Origin of the sequence: Marinilabilia sp., from assembly GCF_016278715.1 — a bacterium.
Taxonomy (GTDB): Bacteria; Bacteroidota; Bacteroidia; order Bacteroidales; family Marinilabiliaceae; genus Marinilabilia.
On sequence record NZ_JADQBH010000265.1, the window covers coordinates 21,504 to 34,082 of the forward strand.

The 12,579-nt window shown below is 42.6% G+C and carries 7 protein-coding genes; 1 reads left to right on the top strand and 6 read right to left on the bottom strand.

The window, feature by feature from the left end; genetic code table 11:
• The 6 genes from QZZ43_RS16225 to QZZ43_RS16250 form a co-directional block, all read right to left on the bottom strand.
• The gene (locus QZZ43_RS16225) at positions 1-1,377 is read right to left on the bottom strand and encodes an alpha-amylase family glycosyl hydrolase (RefSeq protein ID WP_291861558.1); all 1,377 of its coding nucleotides are present in this window, start codon (positions 1,375-1,377) and stop codon (positions 1-3) included.
• A 409-nt stretch (positions 1,378-1,786) separates the two neighbouring features.
• Complete coding sequence (locus tag QZZ43_RS16230; protein WP_291861560.1) at positions 1,787-3,655, bottom strand: glycoside hydrolase family 13 protein; 1,869 nt, start codon at positions 3,653-3,655, stop codon at positions 1,787-1,789.
• Positions 3,648-5,969 (bottom strand): family 65 glycosyl hydrolase domain-containing protein, encoded by a 2,322-nt coding sequence (locus tag QZZ43_RS16235; protein WP_291861561.1) that lies wholly within the window; start codon positions 5,967-5,969, stop codon positions 3,648-3,650. Before QZZ43_RS16235 ends, QZZ43_RS16230 begins: the two co-directional genes overlap by 8 nt.
• A gap of 268 nt (positions 5,970-6,237) precedes the next feature.
• Positions 6,238-6,885 carry a beta-phosphoglucomutase gene (gene pgmB, locus QZZ43_RS16240; protein WP_291861563.1) on the bottom strand — a complete coding sequence of 216 codons (648 nt, stop codon included), beginning with the start codon at positions 6,883-6,885 and terminating at the stop codon, positions 6,238-6,240.
• Positions 6,886-6,888: 3 nt separating this feature from the next.
• Positions 6,889-8,238: an MFS transporter gene (locus QZZ43_RS16245; RefSeq protein ID WP_291861565.1), complete on the bottom strand. Its 1,350-nt coding sequence runs from the start codon at positions 8,236-8,238 to the stop codon at positions 6,889-6,891.
• Between the two features lie 766 nt (positions 8,239-9,004).
• Complete coding sequence (locus QZZ43_RS16250; protein ID WP_291861567.1) at positions 9,005-10,021, bottom strand: LacI family DNA-binding transcriptional regulator; 1,017 nt, start codon at positions 10,019-10,021, stop codon at positions 9,005-9,007.
• Between the two features lie 636 nt (positions 10,022-10,657).
• On the opposite strand from QZZ43_RS16250, the gene QZZ43_RS16255 reads away from it, so the two are divergent.
• The coding region (locus QZZ43_RS16255) for a SusC/RagA family TonB-linked outer membrane protein (protein ID WP_291861569.1) at positions 10,658-12,579 on the top strand (1,922 nt) is incomplete at its 3' end.

Below are 12,579 nucleotides of genomic sequence, written 5' to 3' on the forward strand. Positions count from 1 at the left end.
TTACTTCACAAATATTTTATAGTCCCAGGGTTGAAGCAACAATCCGCTGATTGGCATAGTGGTTGCGTCTCCGGTCATATATTCGGTAAAATTCCCTTCAGGACCATTTTCTACGAAAGCAGAAACCGACTCATCAGATAAATTAAATAGGGCGATGACAGTGTTTTCGCCTTTTTGTCTGGAAAAACTGAAAAGGGATTCCTTGTTATTGGTTTTGAGGATTTTCAGGTCGCCGCCAAAATTGCCGTTCCAAAGTGCAGGGTTGTTGGTTTTAAGTTGGATCAGTGATTGATAGAATTCAGTCATATCTTCTCCGCCGGTCCAGTCAATCTGGTCTTTCTCGAAAAATTCCAGTCGTTTGTTGAGCCCAATTTCCTGTCCCGAGTAGATGAGTGGCATTCCTTCAACGGTAAAGGTTAGTGCTGCCATGGTTTTTACGGCTTCGCCCATGCGTTCATAAACCGTTCCGTTCCAGCTGTTTTCATCATGGTTGGTGGTGAATTGCATAGGCCATGTGCCTGAAGGATACAGGGTGTCGGTTTTTTGGAAATATTCGGCTACATCGGTGGCATTTTGTTCCTGTTGTGACACCTTATTCATGATGTGGTGGAAAGACCAGCCGTAGTTGGCATTAAAGGCATTTTCCAACAATTCAATTTCTGCTTCATCTTCGGCCAGCATCCAAACGGGCTTCACGGAATCAATAGCGTTTCGTGCATTTTCCCAAAAATCCACAGGAACCATTCCTGCAACGTCACATCGGTAACCATCAATATTGGCTTCTTTAACCCAGAAAGTGAGTGCATCGGTCATGGCTTTTCGCATTTCGTCATTGCTGTAGTCCAGTCCTGCAACATCGGTCCAGTCTTCCACGGGAGCAATTATTTCGCCTTCCTCATTCTGCAAATACCATTCGGGATTGGTCTGTGTCCAGGGATGATCCCATGCTGTATGATTGGCAACCCAGTCAAGAATCAGGTGCATATCCATTTCATGGGCCTTTTCCACCAGGGATTTAAAGTCTTCCATGGTTCCAAATTCAGGATTAATAGATTTGTAATCTTTGATGGAGTAGTACGAACCCAGTGTTCCTTTACGGTTCTTTTCGCCGATGGGATAAACGGGCATCAACCAAAGAATGTCAACGCCAAGTTCTTTGAGTCGTGGCAAATGCTCCGCAAAGGCATTAAAAGTGCCTTCTTCGGTATATTGACGAACGTTAACCTCGTAAATTACAGCGTCCTTGCTCCATTCTGGAATCGGAGTGTTGCTGGTGTATTCCGGGGCTTCCTGCTGATCGTTTTTTGTGGATGTCTGGCAGGCAGAAATCAGGAGTATGGATGCCAGAAAAAAACTGAGTATTTTGAACTTTTGCATATTGTTTATTTTTTGATGTCTTGTTATGATGAAAAAAGGGTTGAAACAGGATTTTCTGATAAATGGTCGGATTTGGATAATGCTGTGTCTTCGTCCCGTAAAGAGACGAAGACCAACATCATTAAAAATAGGGATTTTAACTTAAACTATTTCTCAATACTCCGTTATCCCGAAGCTTCGGGATTAAATGCCTGTTAGTGAGTAATTTGCACAATGCGCAATATTTATCACAACTCTCTGGTAATAAAAACTTTGCGCCATCGCGTCTTTGCGTTTAGGTTTTTTTTAACGAACTATTGATTTCTATAACCGGGATAAAATAACCGGACATTGTTGTGTAAATGCAACAGGAACACAAGAACGGGCCCCTGTTGCAGGATTCCACGGAACAGATATTTGTTGAGCTAGCTTAGTTTAATTCGATAATTCTAGCCGACTTAGCCGGAATCTCAAATGAATCAAATGAAGCGACAGCCTCTTCGGTCATTACATCTTTCCCCTCCGAATAGTTGGAGAGAATTTCGTTAAAACGAGAGCCATCTAAAGTTCGGGCTTCGTCGTTGGAATTGTTTAAAAGTACCATTACGGCCTGGTCGTCCAGGTACCTGAAATAGACGTAAACATTGTTCTCGGGCACAAACTGCAATGTTTTCCCATGATGAATGGGGGCGCTGGTTTTCCGATAATTCAATATTTTCGACAAATAATCGAAAATTTCGTTTTGTTCTTCGGTACGTCCATCACGCACGAAAGCATTTACTTCATCACCGGTCCATCCACCTGGAAAGTCGTGGCGAATGTGCGCATGTCCGTCGTAGCCGTTGCCATCCATAAGCAACTCGGTGCCATAATACCATTGAGGAATACCTCTTACGGTGGTAAAGAAGGCAGTAACCATTTTCAAGCTTTTCAGATCGTTGTTGAGGATATTGTAAATTCGGCCTACATCGTGATTTTCAGGAAAGACCATAAGGTTGTTGATGTTGGGGTACAGGTGATCGTTGGCCAATACATCGTACAGACGCACCATACCATCGTTCCAGCCACCACCTTCTTCGTTGAAGGCTTTATGCATGGCATCCATTAAAGGGAAGTCCATGATGCTTTTAAGGTGAGAATTGAATCCGTCGCTATTGGGGAAATCTTTTTGCCAGTAACAAAGCTTTGCAGCTTCGCCAATCCATGATTCTCCCACGATATTGAAATTGGGATATTCCATGTTGATGCGTTTGTTCCATTCGGCCATGCCGTGTTTGTCGGGGTAAGGATAGGTATCCTGACGAATTCCCTGCAGTCCGGCATACTCGATCCACCAAATACTGTTTTGAATCAGGTAGTTGAGCATCAGTTCATTTCTCAGGTTCAGGTCGGGCATTGAACTGTCAAACCACCCTTCTGTGGCAAGTTTTAAATCGGCCTGCGATGCATGGGGGTCAGAAATCGTGGATAGTCGGTAATTGGATCTTACAAAACCATCGTAATTGATCCAGTCGGCCGAAGGCAAATCTTCCATCCACCAGTGTTTGCTTCCACAATGATTAAAAATCATGTCCTTGATTACTTTCAGCCCTTTTTCATTGGCCTTTTTTACCAATTCCCGGTAATCGTCATTGGTTCCGTAGCGTGGATCAATTTTATAGTAATCGGTAGTGGCATACCCGTGATAGGATGATTCTGGCTGATCGTTTTCCAGAACCGGGTTTAACCAAATAGCGGTAAAACCCATGTCTGCAATATAGTCCAGGTGATTCATGACACCCTGAAGGTCGCCTCCATGACGCCCATAAGGAGCCTCCCGATCAGCTTCTTCGCGCATTCCGGCGACATTGTCGTTGTCGGGGTTGCCGTTGGCAAAGCGGTCGGGCATGAGCAGGTAAACGGCATCCGTGCTGTTGAAACCCTCCCGGGTGGCAGAACCCTTTTCTCTTTGGTTCAGCTCTAGCACCATTGTTTTTTTTGTTCTTTTTCCATCGGAGAAATGAATCTCCACATTGCCTGGCTGAGCGTCCTCTTCTATCAATAAATCAATAAAAAGATAGTTGGCATTCTCAACAGCAGTAATGCGTTGTATGGAAACCCCCGGATAATCTGTCTCGGGTCGAAGGTAGCCAATGTCCTCGCTGTAAGCCAGCAATTGTACCACCGGATTTTTGAATCCAATCCACCACGATGAGGGTTCAAGACGGTCATTTACTTCTGTTTTTGCCTCTGCCGGAATAGATCCGGCCAGCAGCAGGATTGAAAACAGAAATACGAAGAATCTGTTTGTATTATGCATAATATTTGACGTTTAATGGTTCTTTTATTGACTTTCCGGGTGTTATCCGAATCTCTTTTCCGTACAATACCAGAGAAATTACTTCGTCTGCATGTGAAAAGACTTCAACTTCATTTTGGGTTACATTCACTTCCAAATCATTTTCGTGAAAACGAATTCTGAAGGCATATTCGTCCCATTGTTTTGGGATAATGGGAGATAGCCGTAGTTTTCCGTCTTTGTAAACCCTTTTTCCACCAAATCCTTCCACAATGGACATCCAGGTTCCGGCCATGCTGGTGATGTGCAGCCCCTCATGTACCTCATGGTTGTAGTCGTCAATGTCCAGTCGGCTGGTGCGTAGATACATTTCATACGCTTTGTCGGGATTACCGATGCGTGCAGCCAGAATGGTGTGGACACAAGGTGAAAGGGATGATTCGTGAACAGTCCGTGGTTCGTAAAACGCAAAGTTCCTGCGAATGGTTTCCGTGTCGAATTCTTCTTCAAAAAGATATACCCCTTGCAGGGTGTCTGCTTGTTTGATGAAGCAGGACCGGAGAATACGGTCCCATGACCAGTGCTGGTTAATGGGGCGGATGGACGGACTCAGTTCATTGGCTGTGATTTGCTCTTTGTCCATGTAGCCGTCCTGTTGCAGAAAAACTTCCTCATCTTTGTTGTAGGGTAAATGCAAATTAGTGGCTACCGATTTCCAAACTCCGGATTCGGTGCTGGTATCGAGGTTCACTTTTTCAACTATTTCATCAAATCTGCCTGGGTTGTTTTTTTGCACAATGTCAAGGGCTTCGCGCGCATAATTAAGGCACCACCGGGCAATTTTATTTGTGTACCAGTTGTTGTTGACATTGTTTTCGTATTCGTTGGGGCCGGTTACCCCTAGAATCACAAACTTCTTTTTATCCTGAGAGAAGGTGGCCCGCTGACTCCAGAAGCGGGCAATGCCGATAAGCACTTCCAGACCGTATTCGGCCAGGTAATTGGTGTCTCCTGTGTGGCGAATGTAATTATAAATGGCAAAAGCAATGGCTCCGTTTCGATGAATCTCTTCGAAGGTGATTTCCCATTCATTGTGGCATTCTTCGCCATTGATGGTAACCATCGGGTAGAGTGCGGCACCGTTGGTAAATCCCAGTTTCTTGGCGTTTTCAATGGCTTTCTGCAGATGTTTGTAACGATAAACCAACAAATTCCTGACTACTTTTTGAGGAGCGGTCATCAGGAAAAATGGAATACCGTAGGCTTCTGTATCCCAATAGGTTGTTCCGCCATATTTTTCTCCTGTGAAACCTTTTGGACCCACATTAAGTCGCTCATCCTTACCGGTGTAAGTCTGGTTGAGATGGAAAATGTTAAAACGGATTCCCTGTTGAGCGGTTACATCTCCTTTTATTTTGATGTCACTGAGTCTCCAGATATTTTCCCAGTGCGCTTTTTGCTCCTTAAGTAAGGTTTCGAATCCCACCAACTCCGCATTGGAAGCTTCTTTTTTTGCTGCATTTATCAGTTCTTCATTTTTGTAATTTAAAGAACTGCACACACCAATGTATTTGATGAGGGTGACAGTTTTTTTTGCTGTAGCTCTTAAAGAAATGTGATTCCCGGAATAGTTCTCATTTTTTACGGGCTGTACATCTGAGCTGTCAGCTCCTGTAACTTCTGCTTTCATGGCAAAAGCAACTCTGAAATCCAGTTTTTTGGTTTGGGAAAGCAGGCTGGCTTGATTTTCTGAGGCATCAGTTTCGAGAATATTCCAGAACTTTTCCTCGTAATTGCTGTCTTCATTAACTACGTCACCGTCAATATACGGGGTGAAAATAATTTTGCAATCATTCTCAGGCGTTACTGAATAACGAATGACTCCGGTTTCGGGTCTTTTCATGCTCAGAAATCGTTCTGTTTTTACAGATAGTTTCTGTCCGTTATTGAGGGTGACTTCAAAAGAGCGGATCAATACGCCCGATTGCATATTCAGGATGCGTTGAAATCGCTCAACTTTCTTTGCTTTGAACAGGTCAAGGGTTTCTCCGTCAATATTCACATCAATACCAATCCAGTTGGGCGAATTCAATATTTTGGCAAAATATTCTGGATAACCGTTTTTCCACCAGCCTACGCGTGTTTTGTCGGGATAGTAAACGCCTGCAATATAACTTCCTTGTAAGGTAGGGCCACTCCAGGCTTCCTCAAAGTTGGCACGTTGCCCCATCTGACCGTTTCCCAGACTGAAAATGCTCTCTGATGCTTTATGGTGATCAGGACTGAAGCCCTCTTCAATTATTCGCCACTCATCTTGCTTCAAATATTGTCTCATCGTTAATTTCGTTAAGTGAATGTCAAAAGCTGTGTTTCGTTTGAAATCGGGTAATTCTCCGAATGAAACGGAGAGGACGTTGACGGTGCTTTTGTATTTCTATCATTAATTGGTTGTATTTATAATTCAATACTCCGTTATCCCGAAGCTTCGGGATTAAAAGCAGTTGATAATCAACCCATTAAAAAATCAGGCGAACAGAGCATAACTCGCTCATAATAAAAACTTTGCGTCATTGTGTCTCTGCGTTTAAGCTTTTTTTAATGGACTATTGTAATCGGGACAACTTTTCAAAACTCATCTCATGCAATCCGGAAACGACCAGATGAGCATTTCCAAGTATTTCGGGGGTTCCAATACCCACACATTTCATTCCTCCGGCCAGGGCAGCTTCCACTCCGGCCTCTGCATCTTCGAACACCACACATTCATTTGGAGAAACGCCCAATGCTTCTGCACCTTTAAGGAATACTTCCGGGTCGGGTTTGGCTTTACTTACTTTGGTTCCGTCAATTACTGCATCAAACCAGTCGGTCAGTTGCAACCGGTCTAATATGGTCATAGCATTTTTGCTGGCTGAACCAAGGGCAATTTTAATATTGTGTTTTTTGAGTTCCTTGATGAATTCAGTAGAGCCCGGAAGTATTTCGTTGGGTTCCATTTTAGTAATAAAGGAACGATAATGTTCATTTTTCCGGGTGGCCAGTTCTTCCTTTTTCTCCCGGGGGAAATCAATTCCTCCAATTTCCAGCAGAATATCCATCGACCTCATGCGGCTTACACCTTTGAGACGTTCGTTGTCCTTTTCGGTGAATTCAAATCCCAACTCCTCGGCCAGAGCTTTCCAGGCAATAAAATGATAGCGTGCAGTATCTACAATCACACCGTCCAAATCGAATAAACAAGCTTTTATCATGGCTTAGTTGTCTTTATCTTCAACAAAATAAACTGCACCGGCTGCAATCAACAGGCTGAAACCGGCAATTATCAAGGCATAAATGGCCTGAGAATTAAACAAATGTTTGAGTAAGGGACCACTGGCCAATCCATTTACAATCTGGGGAATTGTAATGAAGAAGTTGAAAAGCCCCATATAAATTCCCATTTTTTTAGCAGGCAGCGCACCTGAAAGAATTGCGTAAGGCATTGAAAGAATACTTGCCCAGGCAATACCGATTCCTATCATGGGAACAATAAGCAGATCCGGATCTTTGACAAAATAGATGGAAATAAGTGCTATGGCACCAATCATGAGTGAAATGGCATGTGTTGTTTTTCGACTGGTTGCTTTGGCAATGAATGGCAGCAGCATGGCGTATAATGCCGCTACCCCGTTGTACACCCCGAATAGCACACCTACCCAGTTTCCTGCGTCGTTGTACATTAAAGAACTGGTATCTGATACAGGAAGATTGTAAACATGTTGGGCGATGGCAGGGGTTGTATAAACCCACATTCCGAAAAGTGCCAGCCAGGAGAAGAACTGAACCACTCCCAGTTGCTTCATGGTGCGGGGCATTGCCGCAAAGTCTTTCATTATCTGGACAAAGCCATTCTCTTTTTTGATGATTTCGGTTGCCGGATTTACTTCTTCTCCTTCACCGGTATATTCTTCCAGTTCTTTGGGCGAATATTCCTTGGTGGTTACCACTGTCCAGATGATGGTGATAATTAAAACTGCAGCACCAATATAAAAGGAGAAAATCACGTTGTCGGGCACACTTCCGGCAGGGGCTGTCTTTGAAATATTAAACCACTCGGCCAGAGCGTAGGTAATCCAGGAACCTACCACTGCACCAATTCCAATAAGGGTTGATTGTACTGAGAATCCCAGCGTTCGTTGATCAAGCGGCAGCTTGTCCGCCACCAGAGCCCTGAATGGTTCCATTGAGATGTTGATAGAAGCATCCATGATCATTAACATACCTGCGCCTACAAACATGGGTGGAATGATAGCTGCCAGAATTTCTGCATTGGGCATGAAGATGAGTGCCAGAGCGGCAAAAATGGCCCCAAATAAAAAATAGGGTCGCCGGCGTCCCAGTTTGGTCCAGGTGCGGTCGCTGTAATGGCCCACAATGGGTTGAATGAGCATTCCTGTTATAGGAGCGGCCAGCCAAAACCAACCAAGGTGCTCTATGTCGGCACCAAAAGTTTGTAATATACGACTGGCATTGGCATTTTGGAGTGCGAATCCAAACTGGATTCCCAGAAAGCCAATGCTCATATTCCATATCTGGGCTTTTGATAATCGAGGTAACTTCTTCATGTTTCGCTTTTTCCTTTTTTATCAGTCTAAGACTGCTCTTTTGCATCGTGACAATGACCTCTGTATTTGCAGATGTCATGAATCACAGATTTCCCGAATGTTTGACAGCGCAGGGGCCATTGATGGCTCAACGATGACTTTCGTGGAAAATCAGAATAATTAAGAATTATTTTGGAAAAGAAAGATGTGCAATATGGCTGCATCAAAAAATAGCTGCTGTTACTGATGATTGGTTAGTTGATTCCCGGAAGTTACGGAAAATCAGCAAAAGCCATATATAAAATTGCACCCGTTTGGCACATTCGGTTTTGTTGAATTGCCTTTCAGAGGATGTGGAAGAGATGTTTCAAGAACTCTCATCGAATAGTGGGATTGGGTAAAAATAACTCGACTCCTTAAACTTGTTCTTTTGTCTTTAACTTCTTTGAAAATCAGAAATTCCTGGTGCGTTATTTAATGCTGGCATCCTTATCTATTCATAGATTTCCAAGTTCAAACAAAACAACCTCGTAAAATACAAAGTCAGCTTATTTCATTACAATCCAAAAGAAAAAATCGGTACAATGCAAATGTAGGAATAACTAAGGTTTATTTGCAAAGAATTTTATGTTTAAATTCTGCCCATAATGGCTAAAGTGTCTGTAAATGACTTATTTCAATCGTTTGCGGTGTTTGTTGAAATAAAATATTTACACTGATTGCATCCTTTCGCAAACGATTTCGGAAATTCGTTTTTGATTCTGATTTCGAACGTTAAGAAAAAAAATCAGGTGGATTGACGCTGTTTAAGCGTTGGAGTCAGAACTTTGGTTGAGAAATTAATTTCAATGCCCGGATTTTCCAGTCTTTGAAGAAGAAGGCGCATTGCTTCACGACCTGTTTCATAGCCTTTTTGCTCTACCGTGCTAAGAGGCGGATAGGCGATGTCGGCGTTGGGGCCATCACCAAAACCGATAACTTTAATCTGATCGGGTATTTTAATGCCTTCGGACTGAAGCGCCTGCATGGTCGCAATTGCTGTGCTGTCATTAACAGCAAAAATTCCGTCAATATGTTTCTGTTCAATGAGTTTCATCAGGTGTTGCTGAAGGCTGAAAACATACTCACGTGTATCACACTTCACAATTAAATCTTCGTCCGCCTTGATGCCATGATCTTCCAATGCTTTCAGATAGCCCTCTTTTCGCCTGCTTCCAATGACCAAATGCTGTGGAGCTGCAAGATGTAAAATATTTTTGCACCCTCTCTCGATGAGGTGACTGGTAGCTATTTGGGCACCTTGAAAGTCGTCGGTTATCACCCGGTCGGTTTTTATCTCTTCCACAATACGGTCGAAAAATACCATGGGGATTCCGTTGTCATAAGCATTGCGGAGGTGATTGTAGTCGCGGGTAGTTTTACTTACGGAAACCAGAATTCCATCCACCCGATGGTCGATGAGTGCCTGTGTGTCAATTACTTCTCGTTGGTAATTTTCGTTCGATTGACAAATCATAACATTGTACCCCTCTCCATAAGCCAAATCTTCGATGCCACTGATGACTGAAGAAAAAAAGTGATGAACGATTTCGGGAATAATTAGCCCGATGGTATTGGTTTTTTGTCTTCTAAGGCTTAGTGCCAGTGCATTAGGACGATAATTAACTTTCTCGGCAAAAGTTTTCACGAGCTTTTTGGTCTCCTCGTTGATGTCGGGATGATCTTTTAATGCCCGGGAAACTGTGGAGGGGGATAGTTCCAGAATACGGGCAATATCTTTTAATGTAACGTGATTCGATTTCATATATATTATAATGTGTCACATTGATTGAGAACGGTCATACATCCGTTGCTTTAAATTTGTATAAATATATATAAAAATAGAGACTTTTCTTCCAATTCCTTATCGAAACCTCTTCTTCTGCCTGTTTGCCTTAATGATGGAATTACGTTTAAAAGGATGTCGAAGTCCTTTTATGGCTTTTTTTGGTTTTATGTGTCGATATATACTTTTTTTACTTTTCTGAGATGGTTTTTCTGCGTTTATGGAGATTAAATGCCTGATAAATATGGTTTTTGGAGATATTTTTAATCTCCGAAAACGTTTGCGATGATTCTGGAAACATGTTGTGCAACAGGTCCATTTCTCGCAAACGATACCGCAAACGTTTGCGGTATCGTTTGCGACGATTTTAGTGTGAAAAGGCGAGAATCAATGTTAACAAATGTTTACGAAGGGGTGTTTTATTCCTAAATTTGTTGTGAAAAGTAAAGATAAAGATCTGGAAGCAGGTTTTGGAATCATAACGATGTTTCATTTTCCTTCTTCAATATAAAGAGGTTGATTCTTGAAGAAAAAATCCGGTACACAAAAGACTGTATATCAGTTACGGTCTTCTCACAAAAATGTTTAATCAAGTTTATTTTAAATCAAGGTTTTATGAAAAAACAGTTTAGTTTTTACAAAATCCTGTTTCTCTTTTTAGGGCTTGGCTTTTTCCTAAGTGCCTCTGCCCAGGAGATGACAGTGACAGGAACGGTTACGGATGCCGAAACAGGCGAGCCGTTGCCGGGTGTGACTGTAGTAATAAAAGGTACTCAGCAGGGTGCTATTACCCAGGTGGACGGTACTTATTCAGTTCAGGCCCCTGAAGATGCTGTTTTGGCATTTTCATTTATAGGTTTTAATACCAGTGAAGTACCGGTAGCCGGACAAACTCAAATAAATGTTTCACTCGAACCTGCAGTTTTAGGGCTTGATGAGGTTGTAGTAATTGGTTATGGTTCTGTTAAGAAGGAGGATGCAACCGGCTCTGTTGGAGTTGTGAGTGCTGACGATTTTAACAAGGGAGCAATAACTTCTGCACAGGATTTATTGGTGGGGAAAAGTGCAGGTGTGGTAATTACCCCAAGTGGTGGCGCCCCGGGAGGTGGCTCAACCATACGGATTCGTGGAGGTTCTTCACTCAATGCTTCAAACGACCCCTTAATTATTATTGATGGGATTCCGCTCGACAATAATGATGTAGATGGTAGTAGTAACTTTTTGTCGGTGGTAAATCCCAACGACATTGAAACCTTTACTGTATTAAAGGATGCTTCAGCAACCGCAATTTATGGTTCCAGAGCCTCCAATGGTGTTATTTTGATCACCACCAAAAAAGGTAAGGCGAATGCGCCTATGAGAATTAACTATAGTGTTAATACCTCTGTTTCCAGTCCTATTGAATATGTTGATGTTTTTTCAGGAGATGAAATTCGTCAGATAGCTTCAGAGAACGAGGAGTTGTATGGTGTTAGCAACCTTAACAAATTGGGAAGCTACAATACAAACTGGCAGGAGGAAATATTCCAGAATGCGCTTACTCATGACCATAATCTAAGTGTTTCAGGGGCATATAAAACATTACCTTATCGTGTTTCTGTAGGATATACCAATGAAGAGGGTATTCTGAAAAATACAGATATGGAGCGTTTTACCGGAGCCATCAATTTGAATCCCACTTTGTTGAATGACAATTTGAAGCTTAATATCAACGTTAAAGGGATGATGACTGATCATAACTTCGGTGATGATGGAGCTATTGGTTCTGCAGTAAATATGGACCCAACGCAGCCTATTATGGATGGGAACCCAGCAACAGGTGGTTATTTTCAGTGGCAGACTTATGGTGCCAATCTGGGAACTCCTAACCCTGTAGAACAGGCAATGGAAATAGATAATAAATCTACAGTGAAGCGCCTGATGGCAAATGTCCAGGCCGATTACGCTATGCCGTTTCTTCCTGAATTGCATGCCAATTTGAACTTGGCAACAGATCGTACCGAAAGCGAAGGACACAATAATCGTCCCATCACAACCAATACTCAGCTCGATGGCACATTTACAGGAAAGGTGAATAATTACAGTGCTCAGAATACCAATGATCTTCTTGACTTCTACCTGAACTACAACAATAATTTTGGTGAGGCTCATGGACTGGATCTTACTGCAGGTTATTCATGGCAACATTTCCAGCGTGAAAGCGATAGTTTTACCAGAGGACTTATTCCTCAAGGCGAAGAAGGTTATGTGATTCCTGTGAGCAGCGATATGATTACAGAGAACTATCTTGTTTCTTTCTTTGGACGGATGAATTATACACTGATGGATAAGTACCTGTTGACGGCTACTTTCCGAAATGATGGTTCTTCTCGTTTTCTGGGTGATAATCAGTGGGGCCTTTTCCCATCAGCAGCTTTTGCATGGAAAATTAATCAGGAATCATTTCTGGATGGTTTTGACGCTCTTTCCGAATTAAAACTTCGCGTAAGCTGGGGTGTTACCGGGCAACAGGATATTGGTAGTGATTATCAGATCGG

Excerpts from the sequence above, each read along its gene's own strand:
- QZZ43_RS16235 (WP_291861561.1), bottom strand. The coding sequence starts at position 5,969 with ATGAGACAATATTTGAAGCAAGATGAGTGGCGAATAATTGAAGAGGGC.
- QZZ43_RS16245 (WP_291861565.1), bottom strand. The coding sequence starts at position 8,238 with ATGAAGAAGTTACCTCGATTATCAAAAGCCCAGATATGGAATATGAGC.
- QZZ43_RS16225 (WP_291861558.1), bottom strand. The coding sequence starts at position 1,377 with ATGCAAAAGTTCAAAATACTCAGTTTTTTTCTGGCATCCATACTCCTG.
- QZZ43_RS16250 (WP_291861567.1), bottom strand. The coding sequence starts at position 10,021 with ATGAAATCGAATCACGTTACATTAAAAGATATTGCCCGTATTCTGGAA.
- pgmB (WP_291861563.1), bottom strand. The coding sequence starts at position 6,885 with ATGATAAAAGCTTGTTTATTCGATTTGGACGGTGTGATTGTAGATACT.
- QZZ43_RS16230 (WP_291861560.1), bottom strand. The coding sequence starts at position 3,655 with ATGCATAATACAAACAGATTCTTCGTATTTCTGTTTTCAATCCTGCTG.